At 67.5% G+C, this 26,989-nt stretch carries 24 protein-coding genes, 1 tRNA gene and 1 pseudogene; 8 read left to right on the plus strand and 18 right to left on the minus strand.

Going from position 1 to position 26,989, the window contains the following annotated elements; translation table 11 throughout:
- The 8 genes and pseudogenes from esaR to def all read right to left on the minus strand — a co-directional run.
- Positions 1–337 (minus strand): annotated as a pseudogene (esaR, locus tag JMF86_RS15605) (response regulator transcription factor EsaR); the annotation flags it as partial.
- A complete protein-coding gene (esaS, locus tag JMF86_RS15610) occupies positions 338–2,752 on the minus strand; it encodes a sensor histidine kinase EsaS (RefSeq protein WP_011546482.1) in 2,415 nt (804 codons plus the stop codon).
- Entirely contained in the window at positions 2,742–3,332 is a 591-nt protein-coding gene (locus tag JMF86_RS15615) for a DUF4390 domain-containing protein (protein ID WP_006477467.1), read from the minus strand. Before JMF86_RS15615 ends, esaS begins: the two co-directional genes overlap by 11 nt.
- Positions 3,329–4,720 carry a 16S rRNA (cytosine(967)-C(5))-methyltransferase RsmB gene (rsmB, locus tag JMF86_RS15620; RefSeq protein WP_124622315.1) on the minus strand — a complete coding sequence of 464 codons (1,392 nt, stop codon included), beginning with the start codon at positions 4,718–4,720 and terminating at the stop codon, positions 3,329–3,331. The genes JMF86_RS15615 and rsmB overlap by 4 nt, the downstream gene beginning before the upstream one ends.
- Before the next feature lie 231 nt (positions 4,721–4,951).
- Positions 4,952–5,809, minus strand: a complete 858-nt coding sequence (htpX, locus tag JMF86_RS15625) for a zinc metalloprotease HtpX (protein WP_023476430.1) — start codon at positions 5,807–5,809, stop codon at positions 4,952–4,954.
- A 100-nt stretch (positions 5,810–5,909) separates the two neighbouring features.
- Positions 5,910–6,551, minus strand: a complete 642-nt coding sequence (locus tag JMF86_RS15630; protein WP_201317045.1) for a LysE family translocator — start codon at positions 6,549–6,551, stop codon at positions 5,910–5,912.
- Positions 6,552–6,670: 119 nt separating this feature from the next.
- Positions 6,671–7,663 carry a methionyl-tRNA formyltransferase gene (fmt, locus tag JMF86_RS15635; protein WP_201317046.1) on the minus strand — a complete coding sequence of 331 codons (993 nt, stop codon included), beginning with the start codon at positions 7,661–7,663 and terminating at the stop codon, positions 6,671–6,673.
- Positions 7,664–7,697: 34 nt separating this feature from the next.
- Positions 7,698–8,201 carry a peptide deformylase gene (gene def / locus JMF86_RS15640; protein ID WP_006485794.1) on the minus strand — a complete coding sequence of 168 codons (504 nt, stop codon included), beginning with the start codon at positions 8,199–8,201 and terminating at the stop codon, positions 7,698–7,700.
- Between the two features lie 185 nt (positions 8,202–8,386).
- Between def and dprA the strand changes: the two genes are divergently transcribed.
- The 3 genes from dprA to JMF86_RS15655 all read left to right on the plus strand — a co-directional run bounded on the left by dprA (position 8,387) and on the right by JMF86_RS15655 (position 12,909).
- Entirely contained in the window at positions 8,387–9,700 is a 1,314-nt protein-coding gene (gene dprA / locus JMF86_RS15645) for a DNA-processing protein DprA (RefSeq protein ID WP_201317047.1), read from the plus strand.
- A gap of 36 nt (positions 9,701–9,736) precedes the next feature.
- Positions 9,737–10,117, plus strand: coding sequence for a thioredoxin family protein (locus JMF86_RS15650; protein WP_006477457.1), 381 nt, complete (start codon positions 9,737–9,739; stop codon positions 10,115–10,117).
- Between the two features lie 194 nt (positions 10,118–10,311).
- Positions 10,312–12,909: a DNA topoisomerase III gene (locus tag JMF86_RS15655; RefSeq protein WP_011546488.1), complete on the plus strand. Its 2,598-nt coding sequence runs from the start codon at positions 10,312–10,314 to the stop codon at positions 12,907–12,909.
- 130 nt (positions 12,910–13,039) lie between these two features.
- Here JMF86_RS15655 and JMF86_RS15660 read toward each other — a convergent pair whose 3' ends face one another.
- Positions 13,040–14,089: a LysR family transcriptional regulator gene (locus JMF86_RS15660; protein WP_011546489.1), complete on the minus strand. Its 1,050-nt coding sequence runs from the start codon at positions 14,087–14,089 to the stop codon at positions 13,040–13,042.
- Between the two features lie 429 nt (positions 14,090–14,518).
- On the opposite strand from JMF86_RS15660, the gene JMF86_RS15665 reads away from it, so the two are divergent.
- Positions 14,519–15,532 carry a D-2-hydroxyacid dehydrogenase family protein gene (locus tag JMF86_RS15665; protein WP_011546490.1) on the plus strand — a complete coding sequence of 338 codons (1,014 nt, stop codon included), beginning with the start codon at positions 14,519–14,521 and terminating at the stop codon, positions 15,530–15,532.
- A 46-nt stretch (positions 15,533–15,578) separates the two neighbouring features.
- Here JMF86_RS15665 and JMF86_RS15670 read toward each other — a convergent pair whose 3' ends face one another.
- Positions 15,579–16,445: a patatin-like phospholipase family protein gene (locus JMF86_RS15670; RefSeq protein ID WP_006477451.1), complete on the minus strand. Its 867-nt coding sequence runs from the start codon at positions 16,443–16,445 to the stop codon at positions 15,579–15,581.
- Positions 16,446–16,453: 8 nt separating this feature from the next.
- Positions 16,454–16,858: a PaaI family thioesterase gene (locus tag JMF86_RS15675; RefSeq protein WP_006477449.1), complete on the minus strand. Its 405-nt coding sequence runs from the start codon at positions 16,856–16,858 to the stop codon at positions 16,454–16,456.
- Between the two features lie 189 nt (positions 16,859–17,047).
- On the opposite strand from JMF86_RS15675, the gene JMF86_RS15680 reads away from it, so the two are divergent.
- Positions 17,048–17,123: transfer RNA gene (locus tag JMF86_RS15680), tRNA-Lys, on the plus strand.
- Between the two features lie 190 nt (positions 17,124–17,313).
- Positions 17,314–18,360, plus strand: coding sequence for a DUF3592 domain-containing protein (locus tag JMF86_RS15685; protein WP_011546491.1), 1,047 nt, complete (start codon positions 17,314–17,316; stop codon positions 18,358–18,360).
- A 36-nt stretch (positions 18,361–18,396) separates the two neighbouring features.
- Here the strand turns inward: JMF86_RS15685 and JMF86_RS15690 are convergent, their stop codons facing one another.
- A complete protein-coding gene (locus JMF86_RS15690) occupies positions 18,397–19,011 on the minus strand; it encodes a CGNR zinc finger domain-containing protein (protein ID WP_054928170.1) in 615 nt (204 codons plus the stop codon).
- Positions 19,012–19,092: 81 nt separating this feature from the next.
- On the opposite strand from JMF86_RS15690, the gene JMF86_RS15695 reads away from it, so the two are divergent.
- Positions 19,093–19,908: an alpha/beta fold hydrolase gene (locus JMF86_RS15695; RefSeq protein WP_011694443.1), complete on the plus strand. Its 816-nt coding sequence runs from the start codon at positions 19,093–19,095 to the stop codon at positions 19,906–19,908.
- Between the two features lie 30 nt (positions 19,909–19,938).
- Here JMF86_RS15695 and JMF86_RS15700 read toward each other — a convergent pair whose 3' ends face one another.
- From JMF86_RS15700 to JMF86_RS15725, 6 genes are all read right to left on the minus strand, one after another.
- Entirely contained in the window at positions 19,939–20,697 is a 759-nt protein-coding gene (locus JMF86_RS15700; RefSeq protein ID WP_011694444.1) for an amino acid ABC transporter ATP-binding protein, read from the minus strand.
- Positions 20,694–21,374 (minus strand): amino acid ABC transporter permease, encoded by a 681-nt coding sequence (locus JMF86_RS15705; RefSeq protein WP_011546495.1) that lies wholly within the window; start codon positions 21,372–21,374, stop codon positions 20,694–20,696. Before JMF86_RS15705 ends, JMF86_RS15700 begins: the two co-directional genes overlap by 4 nt.
- A gap of 14 nt (positions 21,375–21,388) precedes the next feature.
- Positions 21,389–22,171 (minus strand): amino acid ABC transporter substrate-binding protein, encoded by a 783-nt coding sequence (locus JMF86_RS15710; RefSeq protein ID WP_011546496.1) that lies wholly within the window; start codon positions 22,169–22,171, stop codon positions 21,389–21,391.
- A gap of 180 nt (positions 22,172–22,351) precedes the next feature.
- Positions 22,352–23,806, minus strand: coding sequence for a phosphonoacetaldehyde dehydrogenase (phnY, locus tag JMF86_RS15715; RefSeq protein ID WP_011694446.1), 1,455 nt, complete (start codon positions 23,804–23,806; stop codon positions 22,352–22,354).
- A gap of 27 nt (positions 23,807–23,833) precedes the next feature.
- Positions 23,834–25,072 carry a phosphonoacetate hydrolase gene (phnA, locus tag JMF86_RS15720; RefSeq protein WP_011694447.1) on the minus strand — a complete coding sequence of 413 codons (1,239 nt, stop codon included), beginning with the start codon at positions 25,070–25,072 and terminating at the stop codon, positions 23,834–23,836.
- Positions 25,065–25,562 (minus strand): hypothetical protein, encoded by a 498-nt coding sequence (locus JMF86_RS15725; protein ID WP_127479564.1) that lies wholly within the window; start codon positions 25,560–25,562, stop codon positions 25,065–25,067. Before JMF86_RS15725 ends, phnA begins: the two co-directional genes overlap by 8 nt.
- 33 nt (positions 25,563–25,595) lie before the next feature.
- Here JMF86_RS15725 and JMF86_RS15730 point away from each other — a divergent pair, with 33 nt between their 5' ends.
- The gene (locus tag JMF86_RS15730) at positions 25,596–26,984 is read left to right on the plus strand and encodes an FAD-dependent oxidoreductase (protein WP_011694448.1); all 1,389 of its coding nucleotides are present in this window, start codon (positions 25,596–25,598) and stop codon (positions 26,982–26,984) included.
- The last annotated feature ends 5 nt before the right edge of the window (positions 26,985–26,989 follow it).

The following is a 26,989-nucleotide window of genomic DNA, read 5'->3' on the forward strand; positions in this document are numbered from 1 at the left end:
ACTTCAGCAGCTTCTGCAGCGCGATCGGCTTTTCGAGGAAATCGAGCGCGCCGATCTTGGTCGCCTCGACGGCGGTATCGATCGTCGCGTGCCCGGACATCATGATCACGGGCATCGTCAGCAGCCCCTGCGCCGCCCATTCCTTGAGCAGCGTGACGCCGTCGGTATCGGGCATCCAGATATCGAGCAGCACGAGATCGGGCGCCTGATTCAGCCGGTATTCCCGCGCGGCCTGCGCGTTCTCCGCCGCCTCGACGACATGTCCTTCATCGCTGAGGATCTCCGAGAGCAATTCCCGGATGCCCATTTCATCATCTACCACCAGGATGGTTGCCATTTACGCTGCCTTTGTCTGCTCACTTGCTTTTGTCTTGGCGGGAGTCGTCCCGTCCTGTGCACCCGGTTCGGCGCCTGGCGTATCGCTCGCCATCTGCAGGAACAGGATCGATACCTGCGCACCCTCGACGGTCTCGCCGTGCATGCGATTGCGCAGATCGATCCGCGCGCCGTGCTCGTCAACGATTTTCTTGACCGTGGCCAACCCGAGCCCCGTGCCCTTCGCCTTCGTCGTCACGTAAGGCTCGAACGCGCGGGTCAGGATGCGTGCCGGAAAACCGGGCCCGTTGTCGGACACGGTAAGCCGTACCGCGACGCGCGTTTTGCCCTCGGCGTCGGGGTCGCCATATTCTACTGTCTTGGTTTCGATCAACACACGCGGATGCGCGGACTCCGCGACCGAATCCTGCGCATTCTGCAGCAGGTTGTGAATCACCTGGCGCAATTGCGTCGCATCGCCGCGAATTACCGGCAGCGACGGCGCGAGCTCGGCGACGATCGGGCTCTTGCCTTCGCCGACGCCGTACAGCCCGAGCACCTCGCTCGCCAGTTCGTTCAACTGCAGGTTCGCGAGCACCGCCGGCGGCGTGCGCGCGTATTCGCGGAAATCGTCGACCATCCGCTTCATCGCGGCCACCTGGTTCACGATCATCGTCGCGCCGCGCTTGAGCACGTCCGCGTCGGGCGGCGCGAGCTTGTCCGACAGCTTCATCTGCAGCCGCTCGGCCGACAGCTGGATCGGCGTCAGCGGATTCTTGATCTCGTGCGCGAGCCGCCGCGCGACCTCGCCCCACGCGACCGAACGCTGCGCGGAAATCACGTCGGAGATGTCGTCGAACACGACGACGTAACCGGACGTCTGCGGATCGTCGGCCTGCCCCTCGACAGTCGACACGAGCCGCGTGCCGCGCACGAGCAGCGTCAGCGGATCGGTTTCGCCCGGCACCTCGATCGCGAACTGCTGCTGCCAGTGGCCGCGATCGCCGCTGCCGCCGTCGGACGCCGCCTCGCGATCGGCGAATGCCTTGCGCACCATCGCGCCGAACCCGGCGGCCACGCCGATCCGGTCGAGCGTCGTGCCGATCAGCGAGTTGAACGGCTGCCGGAAGATCCGCTCGGCGCCGCGATTGGCCGTCGTCAGCCGGAACTGGCGGTCGAGCACGAACACGCCGGCCGTCAGGTTCGCGAGGATGCTCTCGAGATACGTCTTCGAATGCTCGAGCGCGATGCGGTTCTTCTCGACCGCGAGCCGCGCCTCGGACAACTGGCGCGTCATCGCGTTGAACGACTGCGTGAGGAAGCCGAGCTCGTCGCGCGTCTTGATCTCGCGCTTCGGCGTGTAGTCGCCTTCCGTGATCTCCTTCGTGCCCTGCGCGAGCAGGAACAGCGGCCGCGCGAGCTGCTGGCCGAGCGCGAGCGCGAGCATCATCGCGATGAAGGTCGCGAGGAACAGCGCGAGTGTCAGCGTGCCGATGTACATCTTGCGCAGGCCCGTGCGGCCGAGCGACTTTTCCTGGTACTCGCGGTACGCGCGCTGCACGGCGTCCGCGTTGTGCGCGAGCCCGGGCGGCACCGGCTGCGTGAGCTGCAGGAACCGCTCCGCCGGCTGCAGCAGCGACGTCGTCGCATCGGGAATCGGCCGCACGACGCGCAACCGCAGCGCGCCCTTCGCGCCATGCGCGCGCGGGTCGCCGTCGACCTCGCCCTCGATCGCCGCATACGCGCCGTGTTCGCGCGCCTGGCTCAGCATCAGCGGCGTCGGCAGGTCGTCCGGAATCAGCGCCGCGAAATTGCCCGACGCCTGCGCGACGATGTGCAGGTCGGGCGCGGCGCCCGAGCCGCCGCGGCTCGGCTCGACGATCGTCGCGTCCTGCACGCCGAACTGGTCGCGCAGCCGCAGCAGCGTGAGCGTCGTGCCGTTCGTGTTCGCGTCGACGCTCGCGAGCTGGTCGGACATCAGCCGCGCCTTGGTCTGCAGATCGGACAGCGACGCATCGAGCATCCCGCGGCCGAGGTTCAGCCCGGCCGTCAGCGCCGTCTCGACGTTCACGTCGAACCACGACTCGATACTGCGCGACACGAACTGGTACGACACGATGTAGATGATCCCGCCCGGCACCACGCCGACGAGCGCGAAGAACACCGCGAGCTTCGCGAGCAGCCGCGTGCCGAACTTGCCCTTCCTCAGGCGCACGACGATCATCCCGATCAGCCCGAGCACCACGAGCAGGAACACGAGCGCGACGATGATGTTCGTCGCGTACAGCCACGAGTAGTAGCGGTCGAAGAATTCGGTGTTCGCGCTCGCGGCCGCGAGCAGCACGAGCAGCAGCAGTGCGGTGATCGCGACCGTCGAGACGATCACGCGGATGAGGAGGCTCTTCCCGCTGGCCGCGCGGCGTACTTTATTTAGCACGTTCGGTCACCGTGAAGTTGAAGCGCTTCCAGTCCGACCCGAGCGTCCAGTCGCGGTTGTTCACGGCATCGACCTGGAACGGCTTCGGCATCAGCGCCGTGTCGAGCTGCATCCGCACCGACGCCGTGTAGGTTTCGCCTGCCCGTACCTGGTTACGGTCGATCACGTGCCACGACGTGATGTGGCGGACCACCGCGAGCGCATCCTTCAGCGACGGGAAGCCGAGCTGCAGGCCGCCCGTCGACACGCGGTACTCGCGCGTGAGCGGCTGGAACGACAGGCGGATCGTCTGCGTGACCGCCACCGGCTGCTCGTCGAACCAGTACCAGCGCGCGCGGCTCAGCTCGAAGTCGGTCGTGAAGTAAAGCGGGATGCCCTTGTTGACGGCATCCTCGAGGTTCGGATTCAGCTCGAAGTCGAACCGCGCGTCCAGGCTCCAGCCGCTGCCGTCGGACTGGAGCGATGCGCGCTGCACGGCGATCGATTCGGCATGCGCCGGCCGGACGACGGCCAGGCACAGCGTCAACGCGACCAGCAGGACGGCCGCGAGCCGAAAGGGAAAAAGGTGTTTGATCGTCACCGTTTCTGAAACCGCGCGTAGAAAAATCCGTCGTGATCGGTGTTCTGGTCGAGTGCGCCGGCGGCCGCCCGTCCCTGCACGCTGCCCGGCAGCAGTTGGCCGGGGGCGTCCAATCGTACCGCATCTTCACAGGCCGCTTCAAACCAGCGGGCCTGCAATTCGCCTTCTTCCGGGAAGATCGAACAGGTCACGTAAAGCAGTTCGCCGCCCGGCTTCACGAGCGGCCACAGCGCCGACAGGATGCGACGCTGCTCCGCGACCAGCGCCGGGATGTCGGCCTCGCGGCGCAGCCAGCGGATGTCGGGGTGCCGCCGCACGATGCCGGACGCCGAGCACGGCACGTCGGCCAGGATGCGATCGAACGGACGCCCGTCGTACCAGGTGTCCGGCGCGCCCGCATCGCCGACGCACACGTTCGCCGCGAGCGACAGGCGCACGAGATTCTCGCCGATGCGCGCCGCGCGCGTCGCGTCGCTTTCGAGCGCCACGACTTCCGCATCGGCGAGTTCGAGAATATGGCCCGTCTTGCCGCCGGGCGCCGCGCACGCGTCGAGCACGCGCATGCCGTCGCGCGCGCCGAGCCATTCGGCCGCGAGCTGCGCGCCGGCGTCCTGCACCGACACCACGCCGTCGGCGAAGCCCGGAATGCGCTCAACCGGCAGCGCCGACGCGAGCCGCACCGCGTGCCGGCCGATCGCGGTCGCGTCGATTCCGCTCGCGCGCAGCGTGTCGAGATACGCATCGACGCTCGCTCGGCGCGCATTCACACGCAACGTCAGCGGCCCCTGATGCTCGCCGGCCGCGAGAATCGCCTGCCACGCATCGGGCCATGCGCGCTTCACCGCATCGACCCACCACGCGCGGTAGTTCCAGCGTGCGACCGGGTCGTCCTGCATCGCGGCGACGAGTGCGTCGCGCTCGCGCAGGAAACGGCGCAGCACCGCGTTGACCATCCCCTTCGCGAACGCGAATTCGCGGCGCGCACCGATGACGGTGACGGCCTGGTCGACCACCGTGAACGCCGGGTACGCGGCCTCGTCAGGCGGGTCGAGCAGCAGCGCGAACGCGCCGGCGAGCACCGCGTGCACGTGCGCGGGCGGCGCCTTGCTGACGAACTTGCCGATCAGCCAGTCCGCGCTGCCGAGGCGACGCATCGTCCGGTAGGCGACGTCCTGCGTCGCGCCGCGCGCGAGCGCCTGCGCACCGGACGGCATCTGCGCGAATACGGTCGACAGCGCCGCCGGCAACGCGGTACCGCGTCGCACCGCGTCGACCGCCTGCGCGGCCGCGTCGAGCGCGAAGCCGAGCGAATCGGGCGCCAGGTGCAGCGCAGCCAGGCGCGCCGGGCGGCCGGAAGAAGTCGGAGCGGAAGAACGGGGTCGTGTCATCGGTGCGGAATCGGCAAGCAGGCGCGGCAATCAGGTGCGGCAAACAAATACGGCAAACGGCGGGATCGCGGCGGCCGATGGCCCGGCGATCCCAAACCGCGCATTGTAGCGTGCGGCCATGCTGGCCCTTTGGCCCCTTTACGGCGCGCACAAATGAAACACCCCGCAGCGCGAAGCATGCGGGGTGGCGGGGCGGCCCCACGCGGCAGCAGCCGCGCGGGTCGCCGGGGGTCACTCGAAGCGGCCGGTGCGCGCCATCTCCATCAGGCGCGCGATGCGCTCCTCGGTGGCCGGGTGCGTCGAGAACAGGTTCTGCAGGCCGCCGCCGTGCAGCGGGTTCATGATCATCATCTGCGCGGTGGCCGGATGCGCCTCGGCCGCCTGGAACGGGATGCCCGCCGCATAGCGATGGATCTTGTCGAGCGCGGTGGCGAGCGACTGCGGATCGCCGGAAATCTGCGCGCCGCCGCGGTCGGCTTCGAACTCGCGGGCTCGCGAAATCGCCATCTGGATCAGCGCGCCTGCGATCGGGGCGAGCAGCGCGACCGCGATCCCCGCGATCGGGTTGGCCGGCCGGCCGTTCTCGTCGCGCCCGCCAAAGAACATCGCGAAGTTCGCGAGTGCCGAGATCGCGCCCGCCATCGTCGCGGTGATCGTCGAGATCAGGATGTCGCGGTGCTTCACGTGCGCGAGTTCGTGCGCCATCACGCCGCGCATCTCGCGCTCCGACAGCACGCGCAGGATGCCCGTCGTCGCGGCGACCGCCGCATGTTCGGGGTTGCGGCCCGTCGCGAACGCGTTCGGCGCATCCTCGTTGATCAGGTAGACGCGCGGCATCGGCAGGTTCGCGCGCGTGGCCAGCTCGCGCACCATCCGGTAGAACTGCGGCGCCGTGCTCTCGTCGACCTCCTGCGCGTTGTACATGCGCAGCACCATCTTGTCCGAGAACCAGTACGAGAAGAAATTCATGCCGAGCGCGAACAGCAGCGCGATCGTCATGCCGCGCGAGCCGCCGATCATCCCGCCGATCACGATGAACAGGGCCGTGATCGCGGCCATCAGCATCGCCGTTTTGACCCAATTGAACATACCCACTCCTTATCCGTCAGGGGACCCGCCGCACCTCACAGGGCACGGCGGAAAATTGTAAGCGATTTGTTAGATAAGGTCTTGCCGGAAAAATTCAATCTCAGCGTTGCGAAGCGGCAAGACGCAGGCCGAGCCCGACGAAAGCGCTGCCGACCGTGCGATCGAGCCACTTCCTGACGCCCGGCTTGCCGGAAAATCGCTGCGTGACACTGCCCGCCACCCATGCAACCAGGCTCGTCCAGACCGTGCTCATCGCGACGAACACCGCGCCGAGGGTCAGGAACGCCCAGGCCTTGTGCGGACTGTCGGCCGACACGAACTGCGGGAAGAACGACACGAAGAACAGCACGACCTTCGGATTCAGCACGTTGGTCCAGAAACCCTGCATGAACAACTGGCGTAGCGGCTTGGCGGCCGCGGCCTGCGCGGCTGCGGCGCCCGACGGCGCGGTGGCCTGCTTCACGATGATCATCCGCACGCCGAGATAGATCAGGTACGCGGCGCCGACCAGCTTGATCACCGTGAACGCGGTGGCCGACGCGGCCAGCAGCGCGGTCAGGCCGAATGCGCAGGCGAGCGCGTGGACGCAGCAGCCGGCCGAAATGCCGAACGCCGACATCAGCCCCGCGTCGCGCCCCTGCGCGACGCTGCGGCCGACGATGTAGGCCGTATCGGGGCCGGGCGTGATGTTCAGCAGGAAGACCGCGAACACGAAGAAGCCGAAATGGGTGATGCCGAACATGAAAACCTCGAAACCGGGGAGCGCAGGGAAATTCTACGCGTGCCTGCCGCCCCGCGCGACTCGGCCGTCCGGCCAGTTGCGCCGGGCCGGCAGACCGGGTCGAATGGCGCTCAGGCCTGTCAGTCGACGTCGGGCAGCGCGAAACGCTGGCCGGCGGCGAGCGGCGAACCGGCGAGGAATTCGCGTGCAGGCAGCCGCTTGCCGCCGGGCTTCTGCAGCTGGGTGACGCGCAGCGCGCCGCTGCCGCATGCGACCACCACGCCTTCCGGCGCGGCTTCGACGATCGTGCCGGGCGCCGCGCTGGCAATCGTGGCATGCGCCGCCACGGGCTCGGCCGCCCACAGCTTGATGGCCGCGCCGTCGAGCGTCGCAACGCCGCCCGGGAACGGGTCGAACGCACGCACCTGGCGTGCGAGTACGTCGGCAGGCTTGCGCCAGTCGAGCGCCGCTTCGTGCTTGCCGATCTTTTCGGCGTAGGTCACGCCGTCGGCCGGCTGCGGCGTCGCCGGCAGCGTCCCGTCGCGCTCGAGCCGCACGAGCGCGTCGACGATCAGCCGCGCGCCGTCGGCGGCGAGGCGGTCGTGCAGCGTCGCGGTCGTATCGTCGGGTGCGATCGGCAGGCGCGCCTCCTCGATCATCGCGCCGGTGTCGAGGCCGACGTCCATCTGCATCAGCGTGACGCCCGTCTCGGCGTCGCCTGCCTCGATCGCACGATGGATCGGCGCCGCGCCGCGCCAGCGCGGCAGCAGCGATGCGTGAATGTTGATGCAGCCGGCGCGCGGGATATCGAGCACTTCCTGCGGCAGCAGCAGGCCGTACGCGGCCACCACCATCACGTCGTGCGGCGTCGTGCGCAGCAGTTCGATCGCGTCGGCCGCCTCCGCCGGGTACTTGCCCGCGCGACGCAGCGACGGCGGCTGCGCGACGGCCATCCCGTGCTCGACCGCGTAGCGCTTCACGGCGCTCGCCTGAAGCTTCATCCCGCGCCCGGCCGGGCGATCGGGCTGGGTGAGCACGAGCGGCACCGGGAAACCGGCCTCGTGGATCGCGGCAAGGGCAGCCGCGGCGAATTCCGGCGTGCCGGCAAAAATCACGCGCAACGTATGGGTCATGACAGCGTTCGGGGTCGGGCTGGGCGCACGCGCATCACATCGCGCGTTCGAGTTTCTTCATCTTCGTCTTGATACGCGTCTGCTTGAGCGGCGACAGATATTCGACGAACACGCGGCCCATCAGGTGATCCATCTCGTGCTGGACGCACACGGCGAGCAGGCCTTCGCAGTCGAGCTCGAACGTCTCGCCCTGCTCGTTGAGCGCACGCACGCGCACGTGGTCGGGGCGTTCGACTTCGTCGTAGATGCCGGGCACCGACAGGCAGCCTTCTTCATAGGTCTGCTTCGCGTCGCTCGACCACACGATCTCCGGGTTGATGAACGCGCGCAGCTCGTTCTTCTCTTCGGAGACGTCGATCACGATCACGCGCTCGTGCACGTCGACCTGCGTGGCCGCCAGGCCGATGCCGGGCGCCGCGTACATGGTCTCGGCCATGTCGGCGACGAGCTTGCGGATCCGGTCGTCGACCTTGTCGACGGGCTTCGCGACCTTGTGCAGCCGCTTGTCGGGGTAATGAAGAATATTGAGCAATGCCATGGTATTCGGTATTCGGTGGAGCGGCGTGCCGCATCGGCCATCCGGCCGGCTGGCGCCGCCGCCGGGATGCAATGAAGATGAGGCGGATGCGTGGCATATCAATGCCGCGGATCGCGCCTCCTGCAATCGGCCGCGTGCCTGCGCGCACGGCCCTGTCGAGTATTTCGGATGATGAAAATTTTATCATGGCGCCACGCGCTCCGCTGGCCGCCGCATTCGAGGGCCGCCTCATGTCCCCGCAAGCGCTGACGCCCGCCGCGCTGCGCGCCTGGCTGCAGCTCGCGCATGCGCCCGGTCTCTCGCCCGCCGTGCTGCAGGTGCTGCTCGCGGCTTTCGGCTCGCCGGACGCGTTACTGCGCGCGCCCGACGAGGCGATCGCCGCCGTGGCCACCCCCGCCGCCGCGCAGGCCGTGCGTGCGAGCGAGCGCGACGGTCTCGATACGCGCACCGACGCCGTGCTCGCGTGGCTCGACGGGCCGGGCAACGTGCTCGTCACGCTGAGCGATCCGGCCTACCCGCCGCGGCTGCGCGATCTGCACGATCCGCCGCCGCTGCTATATGTAAAGGGGCAGCTCGACCTGCTGCACGCACGCGGCCTCGCGGTGGTCGGCAGCCGCCATGCGACGCCGCAGGGGCTCGCCGACGCCACGCATTTCGCCCACGTGTTGTCCGACGCGGGCCTCACGATCGTCTCGGGCCTCGCACTCGGGATCGACGGCGCCGCGCATCGCGGCGGGCTCGACGGCCGCTCGGGCACCGTCGCGGTGATCGCGACGGGCGCCGATCTCGTCTACCCGGCGCGACACCGCGCGCTCGCGCACGAGATCGCCGCACACGGCGCGATCGTGTCGGAATGGCCGCTCGGCACGCCGGCGCGCGCCGCGCATTTCCCGCAGCGCAACCGGCTGATCGCCGCGCTCGCGATCGGCGCGCTCGTCGTCGAGGCCGCCCCGCGCTCGGGCTCGCTGATCACCGCGCGGCTCGCGAACGAATTGGGGCGCGATGTGTTCGCGATGCCCGGTTCGATCCACGCGCCGCTCGCGCAGGGCTGCCACGCGCTGCTCCGCGACGGCGCGAAGCTCACCGCGGCGCCGCTCGACGTGCTCGAGGAATACGGGCTGGGCGAACCGGCGGCGCGCGCAACGAGCGGCGCAATGCGAGCCGGTAATCAGGGCCCGAATGCCGACGAGATCCGCGAACCCGAAGCTGCCGGCATCGCGCAAGCGGGTCGCCCTGCCGCGAACACCGCGCCGGCCTCCATCGAAGCCGCTCCACCAGGCACCCCGTCGGAACAGGCGGTGCTCGCCGCGCTGGGATACGGCCCCGTGACGTACGAATGGCTGGCCGAGCACAGCGGCCTGTCCGACGACGTGCTGCATGGCGCGCTGCTCTCGCTGGAACTGACCGGCCGCGTCGCGAGCGTCGCCGGCGGACGCTTCGCGCGGCTTGACGCCGCGCCCACCCCCTCTGCGCGGGGCGTGCTACATTCCCCGGCATAGGGGCGGCCCGACCGCCGACGCTACCCAAGGAATTCCATGCCCGCGCTGAATCTCGACACCGATGCAGATCGGATCGCCGAGCGCCTCGCCGATCCCGGCACGTTGCTGGTCGCCTGCCTGTGCGCCGAGTGGTGCGGCACGTGCCGCGACTACCGGAGCGCCTTCGACCAGCTCGCCGATGCGCATCCGGACGCCTGCTTCGCCTGGATCGACATCGAAACCCATGCCGACCGCCTCGACGATCTCGACGTCGAGAATTTCCCGACCATCCTGATCGAGGATGCCCACACCGCCCGCTTCTTTGGCACGGTGCTGCCGCACGCGGCGATCGTCGAGCGCATGCTGTCCGACCTGAGTGCGGTGCCCGGTGCGCCGCACGCACCGAAATTGCGCGACATCCTGAACGTCGAAGCCTGAATTCGCGGGCCCGCCCGGCGGTTTTGCGCAGGCTGGCGCGGCCCGCCGCGCCGGGCGCTTGCCGCCATTGCAGCCCCCCTCTATGATGAGCCGCTTTTTACACGCCGAGCCGCCGTCGCTGCGGCGTGTGCTATAAAGCGGTCGTAAAAGGGACCCACAACCGGGCGAACCCGGTCTACCAACACACACCTGTCATGTCCAAAGCACTGATCATTGCGGAAAAGCCTTCTGTCGCGAACGACATCGCACGCGCTTTGGGCGGCTTTACCAAGCATGACGAGTATTACGAGAGCGACGATTTCGTCCTTTCGTCCGCTGTCGGCCACCTGCTGGAAATCGCCGCCCCGGAGGAGTACGAGGTCAAACGCGGGAAATGGAGCTTCGCGCATCTGCCCGTCATTCCCCCGCATTTCGACCTGAACCCGATCGCAAAAAGCGAGTCGCGCCTCAAGGTGCTCACGAAGCTGATGAAGCGCAAGGACGTCGACCGCCTGATCAACGCATGTGACGCGGGGCGCGAGGGCGAGCTGATTTTCCGCCTGATCGCGCAGCACGCGAAGGCGAAACAGCCAGTCCAGCGCCTGTGGTTGCAATCGATGACGCCGCAGGCGATTCGCGACGGTTTCGCGAACCTGCGCAGCGACACGGACATGCAGCCGCTCGCCGACGCCGCACGCTGCCGCTCGGAAGCCGACTGGCTCGTCGGGATCAACGGCACCCGCGCGATGACCGCGTTCAACAGCAAGGGCGGCGGCTTCTTCCTGACCACCGTCGGCCGGGTTCAGACGCCAACGTTGTCGATCGTCGTCGAACGTGAAGAGAAAATCCGCCGCTTCATCCCGCGCGACTACTGGGAAGTGAAGGCCGAATTCGCGTGCGCGAGCGGCTTCTACGAAGGGAAGTGGTACGACCCGAAATTCAAGCGCGACGAATTCGATCCGGAAAAGCGCGACTCCCGTCTGTGGAGCCTGCCGGCTGCCGAGACGATCGTCGCCGCCTGCCGCGACCAGATCGGCACGGTGTCCGAGGAATCGAAGCCGTCGACGCAACTGTCGCCGCTGCTGTTCGATCTGACGAGCCTGCAGCGCGAAGCGAACGGCCGTTTCGGCTTCTCCGCGAAGAACACGCTCGGTCTCGCGCAGGCGCTGTATGAAAAGCACAAGGTACTGACCTACCCGCGTACCGACGCGCGCGCGCTGCCGGAAGACTACCTGTCGACCGTGCAGTCCACGCTCGAGATGCTCAAGGAGAGCAACAACTACCTGCCGCACGCGAAGCAGGTGCTCGACAAGGGTTGGGTGAAGCCGAACAAGCGGATCTTCGACAACTCGAAGATCAGCGACCACTTTGCAATCATCCCGACGCTCCAGGCGCCGAAGGCGCTGTCCGAGCCCGAGCAGAAGCTGTACGACCTCGTCGTGAAGCGCTTCCTCGCCGTGTTCTTCCCGGCGGCCGAATTCCGCGTGACGACCCGGATCACCGAAGTCGCCGGCCATCACTTCAAGACCGAAGGCAAGGTGCTGGTCGAGCCGGGCTGGCTGCAGGTGTACGGCCGCGACGCCGAAGGCGCGGACGCGAACCTCGTGCCGGTGCAGAAGGACGAGAAGGTGAAGACCGACGAGATCGCCGCCGTCGCGCTCGTGACCAAGCCGCCCGCACGCTACTCGGAAGCGACGCTGCTGTCCGCGATGGAAGGCGCGGGCAAGCTGGTCGAGGACGACGAGCTGCGCGAGGCGATGGCCGCGAAGGGCCTCGGCACGCCGGCCACGCGTGCGGCGATCATCGAAGGCCTGCTCGGCGAAAAGTACCTGCTGCGCGAAGGTCGCGAACTGATCCCGACCGCGAAGGCATTCCAGCTGATGACGCTGCTGCGCGGCCTCGGCGTGAAGGAACTCACGGCGCCCGAGCTCACCGGCGAATGGGAATACAAGCTGTCGCAGATGGAGCGCGGCAATCTCGGCCGCGACGCGTTTATGCAGGAAATCGCCCGCATGACGCAGCAGATCGTCAAGCGCGCGAAGGAATACGATTCCGACACGATCCCCGGCGATTACGCGACGCTCGAGACACCGTGCCCGAATTGCGGCGGCCAGGTGAAGGAAAACTACCGCCGCTTCGCGTGCACGAAATGCGACTTCTCGATCTCGAAGATCCCGGGCAGCCGGCAGTTCGAGATCCCGGAAGTCGAAGAGCTGCTGCAGAAGAAGGAAATCGGGCCGCTGTCCGGGTTCCGCAGCAAGATGGGCCGCCCGTTCTCGGCGATCCTCAAGCTGTCCTTCGACGACGAGACGAAGAACTACAAGCTCGAGTTCGATTTCGGCCAGGACCAGGGCGGCGAGGAAGGCGAAGCGCCCGACTTCTCCGCGCAGGAGCCGGTCGGCGCGTGCCCGAAGTGCAAGGGCCGCGTGTTCGAGCACGGGATGAGCTACGTGTGCGAACACTCGGTGGCGAACCCGAAGACCTGCGACTTCCGCTCGGGCAAGGTGATCCTGCAGCAGGAAATCACGCGCGAGCAGATGGGCAAGCTGCTCGCCGACGGCCGCACGGATCTGCTGCCGAACTTCAAGTCGTCGCGTACCGGCCGCAACTTCAAGGCGTTCCTCGTGAAGCAGCCGGACGGCAAGATCGGTTTCGAGTTCGAGAAGAAGGAACCGAAAGCCGCCGCCGCGAAGAAGACGGCCAAATCGGCGACGAAGGATGCCGAAACCGTGACGGAAGGCGCCGAAGAGAAACCGGCACCGGCCCGCAAGACCGCCGCCCGCAAGACGACGGCGCGCAAGACGGGTTCGTGACGGCCCGGCCGCCGGGCGCCGCTTGCGGCGCGCCCGGCTCCGGCACGCAGCCATAAAAAAACGCGGATCGATCGATCCGCGTTTTTTCTTTGTGCCGGCTGTAGCGCTGCCGGCCCGGGCCGCAGCGCCGTTACAGCGGCGACGGCACCGCTGCGCGCGTGCGCGGCGAGCGCGCCAGACGCGGCTGCAGGTTCGGATCGGTCGATTCGGGCTGCTCGGCGCGCATCTCGACGCCGATCGGCGGCAGCGTCGCGCTCTGCGCGGCCCACTGTTCGCCCATCATCGCGTCGGTCGAGTGGCTGAAATGCTCGACGAGATGGTCGATGAACGTGCGCACCTTCGCCGGCAGATGGCGCCGGCTCGGATAGGCGATGTTGATCTCGACCTGCGGCAGCCGGAAATCCGGCAGCAGCCGCACGAGCGCGCCGCGCGCGATGTCGCTGCCGATCAGGTAGCTCGGCAGGATCGCGACACCCATCCCGAGCAACGCGAACTGGCGCAGCATCGCGGTGTTGTTCGCGACGATCACGTTGGTCGGGCGCACGCGCACTTCGCCGTCCGGCCCCGTGAACACGCGCTCGTCGCCCCAGTATTCGGTCGGCAGGCTCAGCGCCGGATGCTCGGCGAGCTGTTCCGGATGCGTCGGCACGCCGTGCTTTTCCAGATAGCTCGGCGTCGCGCACACGGTCATGCAACCGGTGGTCAGGCGCCGCGTGACGATGCTCGCGCTACGCATCTGGCGCGTGACGACGATGCCGACGTCGAAACCTTCCTCGACCAGATCGACCTGCCGGTCGACCAGCGTGAGATCGGGCACCACCTTCGGGAAATTCTCCGTGTACGACTGCAGCACGGGGGCGAGGTTGTGCAGGCCGAACACCACCGGCGCGACGATGCGCAGCGTGCCGACCGGCTCGTGATTGCGTGCGACGACCATCTGCTCGACATCCTCGAGCTCGTCGAGGATCTGGCGGGCACGCTCCAGATAGACCTGACCCGACTCCGTCAGGGAGAGGCTGCGCGTGGTGCGGTTAAGCAAACGCGTGCCGAGCCGGCCTTCCAGATCGGCGACGTGGCGCGTCGCGACCGCGTTGGAGATATCCATTGCGCTCGCGGCCCGCGCGAAACTGCCGAGATCTGCAACCTTGACGAACACGCGCATCGACTGCAAATGATCCATAAACGACTCCTGCCGCTGTTACAACTTCAAAAAGATGAAGCAAATGCGTAATTCTCCTACGACAGCGGAAATGATGCAGAGTTGCTCAACAAGGGGCCGGTTGACGATAAAAATAGTCAAAAATCCTCGGCCTCTGCGGATAGTTGATCCAATTATTCTGCCGAGAGCAACAATTGGGTGAACCTCGTCGAGTAAATGGCCGAATCAGGAAGGACATATTTGATGCGACACAACAGCGCACCCTGTTGCACCGCGCGGGAGCGGCGCCGGGTGTGGCTGGCGCTGATTGCGGCGGAGCGTAACAACCTGTTAAAAAGACACCATGGAGGCAGCCGACGTAGCATCATGTCGGCCCCGGCCGGGCGGGACGGGTGCGCAAGGTGCGCCGCCGCCACGGCCCCGCTTTCAACGCGCGACACCCCGTTCACCATGAAAATTGCCATCCTCGACGACTACCAGGACGCCGTCCGCAAGCTGAACTGCTTCGAGATGCTCGCCGGCCACGACGTAAAGGTCTTCAACAATACGGTGCGCGGCCTCGGACAGCTCGCCAGCCGTCTGGCGGAAGTCGAGGCGCTCGTGCTGATTCGTGAACGGACCCCGATTACGTCCCAGTTGCTCGCCAAGCTGCCGAACCTGCGCATGATCAGCCAGACCGGCCGCGTGTCGAGCCATATCGATCTCGACGCGTGTACCGACCGCGGCGTCGCGGTGCTCGAAGGCACCGGTTCGCCGGTCGCGCCGGCCGAGCTGACCTGGGCGCTCGTGATGGCCGCCCAGCGCCGCATTCCGCAGTACGTCGCGAACCTGAAGCAGGGTGCGTGGCAGCAGTCGGGCCTGAAGACGTCGGCGCTGCCGCCGAACTTCGGCCTCGGCCAGGTGCTGCGCGGCCAGACGCTCGGCATCTGGGGCTACGGCAAGATCGGCCGGCTCGTCGCCGGCTACGGCAAGGCGTTCGGGATGAACGTGTTGATCTGGGGCCGCGAGCATTCGCTCGAAGCCGCGCGCGCCGACGGCTACACGGCCGCCGAGAGCCGCGAAGCGCTGTTCGAGCAAAGCGACGTGCTGTCGCTGCACCTGCGCCTGCACGACGACACACGCGGCATCGTGAAGCAGGAAGACCTGATGCGGATGAAGCCGACGTCGCTGCTCGTCAACACGAGCCGCGCCGAGCTGCTCGAGGAAAACGCGCTCGTCAACGCGCTGTCGCACAACCGGCCGGGCATGGTCGCGATCGACGTGTTCGAAAGCGAGCCGATCCTGCAGGGCTACAGCCTGCTGCGGATGGAAAACGTGATCTGCACGCCGCACATCGGCTACGTCGAGCGCGAAAGCTACGAACTGTATTTCAGTGCCGCATTCCGCAACATTCTCGCGTTCGACGACGGCGACATGTCGAGCGTCGCCAACCCGGAAGCGCTGACGCCGATCCGCAAGCGCTGATCGCACGGGCTGCGCGCGTCGCGCGGCCCCCTTTCATTCCCGCTCGTCAGGCGGCCACGCGGCCGCCCGTCATCGCGCCGACCCGCGTGAGGAAGTGCTCACCGTCGCGCCGCCCGAGATCGTACGCATGCCGCATCTGCGACGGGCTCGTGTAATCCCAGCTCGAAATCGGCACCTTGCTCGACGGCTGCACGTACAGCCGCCGCTGGTCGCCATGCGCGACCGTGAACATCTGCGGACGCGGATACAGCCGCGTGACCAGCACCAGCACGTCGCCCGGCGACGGATCGAGCGCATCGACCGGCACGTTGTCGACCATCCCGCCGTCGAGCACCGGCCGGCCGCCACGCCGCAGCACCGGCGTGAACGGCGGCGTGCAGGACGACTGCAGGATCAGGTCGGCGAGTTCGTCGACGTGCGTGCAGGCCTGCGCCCGCACGAATTCGGGGCGAAACCCGAGCGTGCGCCCGAGCGTCGGGTGCAGCGTCTTGCGCACGTACTTCTCGATGTTGTATGCGACGAGGCCGGCCGCGACCGCGCTGCGCGCACCGAGCCAGCGCGGCACGTGCGACACGCCGATGCGGATCTCCGGCGCCGCGGCGAGCTGCGCGAACGGCTCGCCGTAGATGTCGAGCAGCGCCTGACGATAGATCCGGTAATGCGGAAACACGGGCTCGCGCCCGAACAGGTTGCCCCAGTAGGCATTCTTCCGGTTGTGGCGCAGCGCCTCTTCGTAATAGCGCATCACCCATGCGGCGTCGCGCGTATACAGCATGCAGGCGGTGGCCGCGCCGGCCGAGATGCCGGTGATCACGCGCGGGCGCAGGGCGAGGGCCGGCTGTGCGACATCCCAGAAGCCGGCCTGCCACCAGCAGCGATTGCCGCCGCCCGCAAAGACGATCTGGTCGAACATCGCGCCGCTCAGCTGACGAGCGCGTAGGTCGACGTCGCGTGGACGGCCATCTTGCCGTCCTCGTCGAACAGCTCGACTTCGCCGAACACGAGGTTGCGGCCCATTCGCAGCACGCGCGCGGTGACGAGCACGTCGCCCTTGCGCACGGGACGCATGAAGTTGGTGTTCAGCGACACCGTCGTCATCGGCCGGAATTCGCCGAGCGCGGCCGAGATCGCGACCACCATCGCGGTGTCGGCGGCCGCCGTGAACACCTGGCCGCAGATGATGCCGCCCGAATGACGGAACTCGCCGGAAAACGGCAGGCGCAGCGTGACGCTGTCATCGCCGATCGACACGGGGACCAGACCCAGCGAGCGGACCCACGGGGCCAGCAGGCGATCCAGCAATTCGCGGACTGCGTTTTCGTCCATCTTCGATGTCCAGAAAGCGTTGCGCGACCGCCGCGCAACGCGTGTGGCGTCATCATACCGGGAGCGCGCGAACTGCGATCGCTCGTTACCGCGCTGGCAACCGCCGTTGTCTTGACGAAATATTTTCAGGAAATTCGCACAAAGGGCTTGCCATGTCCTGAAAACCCCGGCATAATCTTTCTTCTGTTGGGGGCGTTAGCTCAGTTGGTAGAGCAGCGGACTCTTAATCCGTAGGTCGAGTGTTCGAGTCACTCACGCCCCACCAGGAATTTCAAAGGCCGGTCAGCGAAAGCTGACCGGCCTTTTCCGTTTTGGCGCGTCGCGAGTGCGACGCGCACCCTTCGCGGCGGTATGCAACCGCACGCCTGCCGCCCATCGTTTCCGCTAGAATCGTCCGACAAATATCACACGACCGGCGCCAAGCATCGTCGTTTGCCCGCCGGCACTGAGAGAACATGGGACGTCAGACATGGAAGCATGTGAACGAGACGCGACCATTCAGAGGGCATGGTTGCGTCAATATCGGCCCGTCCGTCGCGATGGGCCGTTCACCGGGGCACACCCGAAGCCGCGCGACGCACGAACCGGATCGCGCCATGCCGGGTAAGGACGCGCTGATCGCGCTGACGATCGGTGTCGTCCTGTTCGTGCTGGCCGGCGTACTCGCCGTCACGGCCGGCCGGGAACCCGGCCATCTGGTCCGCGCGCCGGGCACGGTCGTGCGGATCGTCCAGGACAGCGATGCGATGCGCGCGTACCGGCCGATCGTCGCCTACCTCGCGAACGACGGCCAGCGCCGCGAAGTCGCCGGCAATACCGCATCGACGGTCCCCGCATACGACATCGGCGAAAACGTCGACGTCCTGCTCGACCCCGAGCATCCCGAGCGCCCCGCGCTGATCGACGATTTCACGCAACGCTGGTTTCCGGTGGCCGTGCCGGCGCTGCTCGCCGTCGCGTCGTTCGCGATCGGCGGGCTGCTGATCGCCAGCGAGCGCCGCCGACGGCAATCGGACCCGGCACCACGCCGCGTCGCACGCAAGCCGGCACGGCGCCGCTGGGATGTCGCGATCGTGCTGATTCCGATCGCGATCGGCACGGGCTTCCTCGCCGGCGCCGGCGCGGCCGGCCTGCATCAGTGGCAAATCGTCCACCACTATGCGCGTTCGACCGGCCACGTCGTCGAGATCGCGAAAAACGGGCGGTCGTCGCGGTCGCGCACGGCGCTGTATTCGGCCGTCGTCGCATTCACGACCGACAGCGGGCGACTCATCACGTTCGCCCAGGGCTCGGCGTCGTCGCACCCGGGGCTGCACGAAGGCGACGCGGTCAACGTGCTGTACGACCCCGTCACGCCCGAGCGCGCGCTCGTCGACCGCTTCTGGGATCGCTGGGGCCTCACGGCCATCCTGTTCGCGATCGGTGCGCCGTTCCTGGCAGCGGGGCTGTTCGTCGCCGCGACGTTATGGCCCGATCACCGTCCGCACGAGGCCGCTCAATGACGCGCGCGCGGCACGGCAATCGTCGCGACGCGCGCATCACCGCTCCCTGAACGCCTCCACCTTCGCGCGATTCCCGCACGTGCGCATGTCGCACCACCGCCGCCCCACGCCGCGGCCGCGATCGACGAAGAACCACGTACACCGACCACATTGCCGCACGCGCGCGAAATCGTCGCTGCGCATCAGATGTTCGAAACCGAGCGCGACCGCATCGACCCAGCGCGACGCGGCCCGTGCATCGGGCCGCCACGCGAAGCGGCCGCCGACCGCGTCGAATGCGCTGCGCCCGATCGCGTCGCGGATCGCCACCGCGAGCCGCTCCGCCGCGCGCGCGCCCGCGCTGCCGCCGCCTTCGGCCGTCAGATGCGCGATCGCGACGTACGCGTCGTCGCGAAAGCGGCGCAGCGCCGCCAGTTCATCCGGGCCGTCCTGGCGCGGATGACGCAGCAGCCGCGCCAGATCGTCGGGCGCCAGCAATCCCGCTTTCCCGGCCCACGCCCGCACGGCCGGCCAGTCGACGAGTTTGTCCTCGTCGCGCGTCTTGCCCGTGTCGGCCACCGTATTGAGAAAGTCGAGCGCCGGATGGCCGCCGATGAAATCGGTCTCACGCCATTCGTACCCGGGTCGCGCCGGGTCGGATCGAGTAACCATTTATTTTCGCCTATCGGTTTCACATCCGGAGAATCCGGCGTAACCTGTTAACAACCGAAACAGGTTATCACGGAGAAGCCGATGCTCGAACTCCCGAACCGCTTCAATTTCGAAGGCCACCGGATTGCATGGGGCACGCTCGGCGAAGGCCCGCCGCTCGTCCTCGTGCACGGCACGCCGTTTTCGTCGCAGGTCTGGCGCCGGATCGCGCCGTGGCTCGCGCGACGCCATCGCGTGTACTTCTACGACCTGCTCGGCTACGGCCAGTCCGACATGCCGGATGCGGACGTGTCGCTGGGTTGCCAGAACGTGCTGTTCGGCGCGCTGCTGAATGAATGGAAACTGGCGCGGCCGCGCGTGCTCGCGCACGACTACGGCGGCGCAACCGTGCTGCGCGCGCATTTTCTCGACGGCATCGCGTATGCGGATCTGACGCTCGTGAACCCGGTCGCGATCGCGCCGCAAGGCTCGCCGTTCGTGCGCCACGTCGCGCAGCACGAAGCTGCGTTCACCGGCTTGCCCGCGTACGCACACCATGCGCTCGTGTCGACGTATATCGGCCAGGCAGTCGCACGGCCGTTGAGCGACGACGTGCTGTCGATCTACCGCGAGCCGTGGCTCACGTCGGCCGGCCAGGCCGCGTTCTATCGCCAGATCGCGCAGATGCGCCAGCGCTACATCGAGGAAGCGGAGGCCCGCTACGCGCCGCCGGACTTTCCGGTGCGCATCGTGTGGGGCGAGGACGACGTGTGGATTCCGCTCGAACAAGGGCAGGCGCTCGCCGATCGCATCGCGGACGGCCAGTTGATCCGGGTCCCGCACGCGGGCCATCTGGTTCAGGAGGATGCGCCGGAAGCAATCGTCGCCGCCGTGCTCGACGGATACACGCTGGGCTGAGCATCACCCCAGCGCGTGTTACGTGCCGCGTCAGAACGCCGGCACGCCTTGCGCGAGCGTCGCGACGAACTTCGCGGTGCGCGGGTCGCGCGGCCGGCCGAACAGGTCGCGCGACGCGCCCGCTTCGACGATGCGGCCATCGGCGAGGAACACCGCATCATGCGCGATCGACGCGGCCAGACGCAGGTCGTGCGTGGCCATCAGCATCGTCGTGCCTTCGCGCGCGAGCTGGCGCAGCACCTCGACCACTTCGACGGACAGCTCCGGATCGAGCGCCGACGTCGGCTCGTCGCACAGCAGCACCTGCGGCGACGGCGCGAGCGCCCGCGCGATCGCCACGCGCTGCTGCTGTCCGCCCGACAGCGTGGCCGGCCATGCGTCGGCCTTGTCCGCGATGCCGACCTTGTCGAGCAGCGCGAGCGCGCGCTCCCGGGCCCGCTCGCGCGGCCAGCGCTGCACGGTCACGAGCCCCTCCATCACGTTCTGCACGACGCTCAGGTGCGGAAACAACTGGAAGTTCTGGAACACCATGCCGGTCTGCTTGCGCACCGCGAACACCGCGTCGCGCGACGGCCGGCGCGCCGGCACGAAGTCGATGCGCGCATCGCCGACGACCAGCGCACCCGCCTCCGGCACTTCGAGCAGGTTCACGCAGCGCAGCAGCGTGCTCTTGCCGCTGCCGGACGGGCCGATCAGCGCGGTCACGCTGCCCGGCTGCAGCGCGAGGTCGATCCCGCTCAGCACGCGGTGCGTGCCGAACGACTTGTCGATGCGTTCGAGGCGGATCATCGCAACTCCGCCTGGAACAGCGCGTGGCGGCCGAAGCGAAGCTCCAGCCGGCGTTGTAGCGACGACAGCACCGAGCTGAACAGCAGGTAGATCAGCGCGGCTTCGGTATAGAGGATCAGCGGCTCGTAGGTCACGGCCGCGATGCGTTGCGCGGCCTGGAAGATCTCGGGCACCGTCAGCACGGCAGCGAGCGACGTGTCCTTCACGAGCGAAATGAATGAATTCGACAGCGCGGGCAGCGCGACACGCGCGGCCTGCGGCAGGATCGCGCGACGCAGTGCCTGCGCGCGCGTCATCGACATCGAGTACGCGGCCTCCCACTGCCCCTTGGGCATCGATTCGATCACGCCGCGAATCACTTCCGCGTTGTATGCGCCGACGTTCAGCGAGAAACCGATCACGGCGGCCGTCAGCGGATCGAGCACGATGCCGACGTTCGGCAATCCGTAGAAGATCACGAACAGTTGCACGAGCAGCGGCGAGCCGCGAAACAGCCAGATATAGAACCGCACGACGGCCTGCGCCCAGCGCGGCCCGAACAGCCGCGTGAGCGCCGCGCCGAACGCAAGCAATAAACCGATCGCGAACGACGCGAGCGTGAGCGGAACCGTAAACACGAGCCCTGCAACGAGCAGGGGCCGCAGCGATTCCGCCATCAGGTGCAGCCAGGCCGGCATCGTTCAGCCTCGCGTCACGGCTGCGACACGTCGCGGCCGAAGTACTTCTGCGAGATCTTCGCGTAGGTACCGTCCGCCTTGATGTCCGCGAGCGCCTTGTCGATCGCCGCCACCAGCGCGGGGCTGCCCTTGCGCAGCAGCACGCCGGATGCGTCGCCCGCGCCGGTCGTGTCGGTCGCCGCGATCTTCAGTTTCGCGTCGGGCTTGTGCTTGCGGAAATCGAGGTACGACAGCGAGTCGTTGATCGTCGCATCGACGCGGCCGGACGTCAGCAGGTCGATCGATTCGTTGAAGCCCTGCACGGGCACCACGTCGGCGCCGTGCGCGGCCGCGAGCTTGCCGAAATTGCTGGTCAGCGTGTTCGCGGATTTCTTGCCCTTCAGGTCGTCGAACGAGCGGATCGTCGTGTTGTCCGCGCGCACGATCAGCACCGCGTGCGACGTGATGTACGGCGTCGAGAAATCGTATTTCGCCTTGCGCGCGTCGGTGATCGACACTTCGTTGACGACCGCGTCGTAGCGGTTCACGTCGAGCCCCGCGATCAGCCCGTCCCATTTGCCTTCGACGAACTGCGGCTTCACCCCGAGGCGCTGCGCGATCGCGGTCGCGATGTCGACGTCGAAGCCCGTCAGCTTGCCGGTCTCGTCGTGGTACGTGAACGGCGCATAGGTGCCTTCGGTGCCGACGCGGAACACGCCGGCCGACTTGATCTGCGACAGGTCGTCGGCAGCCAGCGCACTGGTGGCCGCGGCAGCCTGCAGCAGCGCGACGACCAGAATGGAGCGGAGGAATTTCATGGTGCGGACCCCGAATGATTGGAGAGGATCATCCCGCCGGCGCGCCTGCGCCGTTCGAGAGGTCCGCGAATTCTACCGATGCGTGGAGGGCCGGCAAAAACGCAAATCGGCTAACGATATGAGCCGATCGAATAACGCCCGCACCGGCCACGATGCCGGCGCGGGCGCCTTACACGTCGCTTACCACGGCAGCGAATACGTCTTGGTATTCGTGAAGCTCTTCATCGCTTCCTGCACGCCCTCCTTGTACCCGAGTCCCGAATCCTTCACGCCGCCGAACGGCGTCAGTTCGAGCCGGTAGCCGGGCACCTCGCGCACGTTCACGCTGCCGACTTCCAGCTCGGTGATGAAGCGCGTGATGTGGTCGAAGCGGTTCGTGCATACCGACGACGACAGCGCGTAGTCGGTGCTGTTCGACATCCGGATCGCCTCGTCGATGTCGCGAAAACGCATGATCGGCGACACCGGCCCGAAGGTTTCATGCTTGACCAGCGGCATGTCGGGGGTCACGCGATCGACCACCGTCGGCGAATACAGCGCGCCGTCGCGCACGTTGCCGACCAGCAGCCGCGCCCCGCGCGCGATCGCGTCGTTCACCTGCTGCTCGCAGAATTTCGCGGCCGCTTCGTCGATCACGGTGCCCATGTCGACCGACGGATCGGACGGATTGCCGTACGACCAGGCGCGCGTCTTCTCGACGACCAGCTCCGTGAAGCGATCGGCCACCGCCTCGTGCACGAGCATCCGCTTGATCGCCGTGCAGCGCTGCCCGGAATTCTTGTACGAGCCCGACACCGCGAGCGTGCTCGCTTCGTCGAGATCGGCGTCTTCCATCACGATGATCGGATCGTTGCCGCCGAGTTCGAGCACCGCGCGCCGGTAGCCCATCCGCGCGGCGATCGACTTGCCGATCGACACGCCGCCGGTGAACGTGATCATGTCGATCGCCGGGTTCGTGATCAGCTCGTCGGCGATCTCCTTCGGGTCGCCGGTGATCACCTGCAGCATCTGCGGCGGCAGGCCGGCTTCGTACAGGATGTCCGCGAAGCGATAACACGACAGCGGCACCTTCTCCGACGGCTTCACGACGATCCGGTTGTTGGTCGCCACCGACGGCACGATCTTGTGCGCGACCTGGTTCATCGGATGGTTGAACGGCGTGATCGCCGAAATCACGCCGAGCAGCGGGTCGCGTTGCGTGTACACGCGGCGCTTCTTGCCGTGCGGCGTCAGGTCGCACGAGAAGATCTGCCCGTCGTCCTTCAGCACTTCGCCGGCGCCGAAGGTCAGCACGTCGGCCACGCGGCCGGCTTCGTACGTCGAATCCTTGAGGCACAACCCGGCCTCGGCCGTGATCAGCGCCGCGATCTCGGCGGTGCACGCCCGCACGATGTCGGCCGCGCGACGCAGGATCGCCGCGCGATCGTGGCGCGTGAGCGTCGGCCGGTACGCACGCGCAACGGCGAAGGCGCGGCGCACGTCGTCGAGCGTCGCCTTCGGCACGGTGCCGACCAGCGTGCCGTCGTACGGGTTGCGTACTTCGATCACCGCGTCGCGGTAGATCTTTTCACCGTCGATTCGCAGTGCTTCACGATGAGGCGTGCGGACATCCGTCGATGCTGCAATGGCGTTCATGAGTGTCTCCTGGCGGATGCGGCCGCGTCACTGCAGATGGTTGAGCGCGATGTCGATGATGTCGAAGTTGCGCAGCCGCGCGCGGCCCGTGACGTCGGTCGCGACCGGCTTGCTGAAGATCAGCGGCACGATCTGCTCGGAGATCCCGCCGTGCGAGCGCAGCGGCACGTCGAGGCCCGACAGGTCGTGCTTGATGCGGCGCGTGCCGAGCACGACGTCCTGCTTCGAGATCACGATCAGGTCGCCCATCCGCGCGGGCGGCAGCTCGAAGCGCGCGCAGCCTTCGGCGCCCGTCAGCACGACCTCGATGCCGTCGACCGCGGCGAGCCGCGCGCGCAGCGCGTCGGTGTCGGCGTCGCCAGGCACGTAGACGGTCGCGAACGAACCGAGCGCGCCGTGGTGCACGACGTACGGGTCGGTGATCGGCAGGATCACACGCGCCGCATCGTGGCCGAGCCATTCGTCGAACAGCTCCTGCAGGTAGATCACGTTCGGCTCGCCGGTCGCGTCGTCGTGCTTCGCGTTCATCCCGTGATCGGCGGTGATCGCGACGATCGCGCCGAGTGCGTCGAGGCGCTGCAGGTAGGTGTCCATCATCGCGTAGAACGCGTTCGCGCCGGGCGTGCCCGGTGCGCACTTGTGCTGCACGTAGTCGGTCGTCGACAGGTACATCAGGTCGATCGGGCGCGTCTCGAGCAGGCGCACGCCGGCCGCGAACACGAATTCCGACAGGTCCGCGCTGTACACGCTCGGCACCGGCTTGCCGACCAGCTCGAGCACGTGGTCGATGCCGTTTTCCTCGACGCTCGCTTCATCGGCCTTTTCCGACGAGAAGCAGATGCCCTTGAGCCCCTTGCCGAGCAGGCGGCGCAGCTTGTCCTTCGCGGTGACGACCGCGACGCGCGCACCCTGCTCGGCGAAGGTCGCGAGCACGGTGGGCGCGACGAGGTACTTCGGATCGTTCATCAGCACCTCGGCGCCGGTGTCGCGATCGTAGAAGTAGTTGCCGCTTATCCCGTGGATCGCCGGCGGCACGCCGGTGACGATCGACAGGTTGTTCGGATTGGTGAAACTCGGCACCACGCACTCGCCCTTGAGCGCCGTGCCGGGCTTCAGCAGCGTGCGCAGGAACGGCGCGACGCCGGCCTCGGCGGCTTCCTCCAGATATTCGTATGCGCAGCCATCGACGCAGACGACCACCACGGGCCGGCTCATCCAGTTGTAGCGGCGGCCGTTCACTTCCACGGATACAGGCGTTTCAGTCATGACGTTCATTCTTTTCGGTTCGAAGGGGGTTGAGCGGTCGGCGCCCGCGCCGTGGCCACTGCTGTTTTCGACGCTTGACATTAAAGTCGATGATTTGTAGATTGTCAACAACATGCAGAGAACAGAAAGCAAACGGCAAAATGGATGATGCGCATGCAAGGTGTGGCGGCCGCGCATCCGCCCTCTGCCGCGGCGCGGTTTTTATCAGGCGGTCAAAAAGCGTGACTACAGTCGGCATCCGGGCAAGCTCGCCAAGGTCGATGCGGTCCGCGCCGGCTGCGTCGACCATTTCGGCGAAGCCGGGATTCCCGGCGCCGTCGCGGCGATCGCGGGCACGCTGAAGACGATGGGCGTGCGCCGCGTATCGGCCGAAGCGGCGGCCCGACGATGCGACGCGATGCACCAAGCCGCGCTGCGCGCCCCGCCGCCGCCGTCCATCGCCGTGCGGCGGTTTCGTTTTCGTTTTTTGCTTTCCCGTCGTGCGCCGCACGGCAATCTTCGACCCTTACCGGCATGGCACCCGATGCGACCCTTCTGGATCGAACAAGCGCTGTTCAACGACGGCGATCTCGCCCCCGCGCTGCAAGGCGCGACGCAGGCCGACGTGTGCATCGTCGGCGGCGGCTTCACGGGCCTCTGGACCGCGATCCAGGCGAAGCAGCACGACCCCGCGCTCGACATCGCGATCCTCGAGGCCGACCTGTGCGGCGCGGGCGCGAGCGGCCGCAACGGCGGCTGCCTGCTCACGTGGTCCGCGAAATTCCTGACGCTGCGGCGCCTGTTCGGCGAAGCCGAGGCGATCCGGCTCGTTAAGGCATCGGAAGCGGCCGTGCAGCACATCGCCGATTTCTGCCGCGCGCACGACATCGACGCCGAATTGCGGCTCGACGGCACGCTGTACACCGCGACGTCGGGCGCGCAGGTCGGCACGCTCGCGCCGGTGCTCGACGCGCTCGCCGCGTGCGGCATCCACAGCTACGAGCCGCTGCCGTCCGCCGAAGTCGCGCGCCGCTCGGGCTCCGCGCGCAATCTCGACGGCGTCTACTCGCCGATCGCCGCGACCGTGCATCCCGGCAAGCTCGTGCGCGGGCTGCGCCGCGTCGCGCTTGCGATGGGCATCCGCATCTACGAGCGCACGCCGATGCTCGACTTCACGCCCGGCCAGCCGGCCGTCGTGCGTACGCCGTCCGGCAGCGTCACGGCGGGCAAGCTCGTGTTCGCGATCAATGCGTGGATGGCGAGCCGCTTCCCGCAGTTCGAACGGACGATCGCGGTGGTGTCGAGCGACATGGTGATCACCGAGAAATGCCCCGAGCTGCTCGCGCGGACCGGGCTCGTGGACGGCGTATCGGTGCTCGATTCGCGGATCTTCGTGTACTACTACCGCACGACCGCCGACGGGCGGCTGATGCTCGGCAAAGGCGGCAACACGTTCTCGTGGCGCAGCCGCATCGCGCCCGTGTTCGACCGCCGCTCGCCGTACGAGGCGCAGCTCACGCGCAGCCTGCGCGAATTCTTCCCGTCGCTCGCCGGCGTGCCGATCACCGCGAGCTGGAACGGGCCGTCGGATCGTTCGGTGACGGGTTTCCCGTTCTTCGGCCGCCTCGATGACGCGCCGAACGTGTTCTACGGCTTCGGCTATTCGGGCAATGGCGTCGGGCCGACCTACATGGGCGGGCAGATCCTGTCGTCGCTGGTGCTCGGCCTCGACAACGCATGGACGCGCAGCCCGATCGTGCGCGGCCCGCTCGGCCATTTCCCGCCGGAGCCGATCCGCTATGTCGGCGCGCACGTCGTGCGCAACGCGATCCGCCGCAAGGAGCGCGCGGAGGACGAGAGCCGGCAGCCGTCAGTGGTCGATACGTGGCTCGCGAAATTCGCGAGCGCGGCGGGGAAGGCGGACAAGGCGTGACGAAA

Origin of the sequence: Burkholderia sp. E168m15 (genome assembly GCF_016586105.1) — a bacterium.
Classification (GTDB): domain Bacteria; phylum Pseudomonadota; class Gammaproteobacteria; order Burkholderiales; family Burkholderiaceae; genus Burkholderia; species Burkholderia orbicola.

Coding starts and splice junctions, on each gene's coding strand:
- rsmB (WP_124622315.1), bottom strand. CDS start 4,720: ATGACACGACCCCGTTCTTCCGCTCCGACTTCTTCCGGCCGCCCGGCG.
- htpX (WP_023476430.1), bottom strand. CDS start 5,809: ATGTTCAATTGGGTCAAAACGGCGATGCTGATGGCCGCGATCACGGCC.
- JMF86_RS15630 (WP_201317045.1), bottom strand. CDS start 6,551: ATGTTCGGCATCACCCATTTCGGCTTCTTCGTGTTCGCGGTCTTCCTG.
- fmt (WP_201317046.1), bottom strand. CDS start 7,663: ATGACCCATACGTTGCGCGTGATTTTTGCCGGCACGCCGGAATTCGCC.
- def (WP_006485794.1), bottom strand. CDS start 8,201: ATGGCATTGCTCAATATTCTTCATTACCCCGACAAGCGGCTGCACAAG.
- dprA (WP_201317047.1), top strand. CDS start 8,387: ATGGCGCCACGCGCTCCGCTGGCCGCCGCATTCGAGGGCCGCCTCATG.
- JMF86_RS15650 (WP_006477457.1), top strand. CDS start 9,737: ATGCCCGCGCTGAATCTCGACACCGATGCAGATCGGATCGCCGAGCGC.
- JMF86_RS15655 (WP_011546488.1), top strand. CDS start 10,312: ATGTCCAAAGCACTGATCATTGCGGAAAAGCCTTCTGTCGCGAACGAC.
- JMF86_RS15660 (WP_011546489.1), bottom strand. CDS start 14,089: ATGGATCATTTGCAGTCGATGCGCGTGTTCGTCAAGGTTGCAGATCTC.
- JMF86_RS15665 (WP_011546490.1), top strand. CDS start 14,519: ATGAAAATTGCCATCCTCGACGACTACCAGGACGCCGTCCGCAAGCTG.
- JMF86_RS15670 (WP_006477451.1), bottom strand. CDS start 16,445: ATGTTCGACCAGATCGTCTTTGCGGGCGGCGGCAATCGCTGCTGGTGG.
- JMF86_RS15675 (WP_006477449.1), bottom strand. CDS start 16,858: ATGGACGAAAACGCAGTCCGCGAATTGCTGGATCGCCTGCTGGCCCCG.
- JMF86_RS15685 (WP_011546491.1), top strand. CDS start 17,314: ATGGGACGTCAGACATGGAAGCATGTGAACGAGACGCGACCATTCAGA.
- JMF86_RS15690 (WP_054928170.1), bottom strand. CDS start 19,011: ATGGTTACTCGATCCGACCCGGCGCGACCCGGGTACGAATGGCGTGAG.
- JMF86_RS15695 (WP_011694443.1), top strand. CDS start 19,093: ATGCTCGAACTCCCGAACCGCTTCAATTTCGAAGGCCACCGGATTGCA.
- JMF86_RS15700 (WP_011694444.1), bottom strand. CDS start 20,697: ATGATCCGCCTCGAACGCATCGACAAGTCGTTCGGCACGCACCGCGTG.
- JMF86_RS15705 (WP_011546495.1), bottom strand. CDS start 21,374: ATGCCGGCCTGGCTGCACCTGATGGCGGAATCGCTGCGGCCCCTGCTC.
- JMF86_RS15710 (WP_011546496.1), bottom strand. CDS start 22,171: ATGAAATTCCTCCGCTCCATTCTGGTCGTCGCGCTGCTGCAGGCTGCC.
- phnY (WP_011694446.1), bottom strand. CDS start 23,806: ATGAACGCCATTGCAGCATCGACGGATGTCCGCACGCCTCATCGTGAA.
- phnA (WP_011694447.1), bottom strand. CDS start 25,072: ATGACTGAAACGCCTGTATCCGTGGAAGTGAACGGCCGCCGCTACAAC.
- JMF86_RS15730 (WP_011694448.1), top strand. CDS start 25,596: ATGCGACCCTTCTGGATCGAACAAGCGCTGTTCAACGACGGCGATCTC.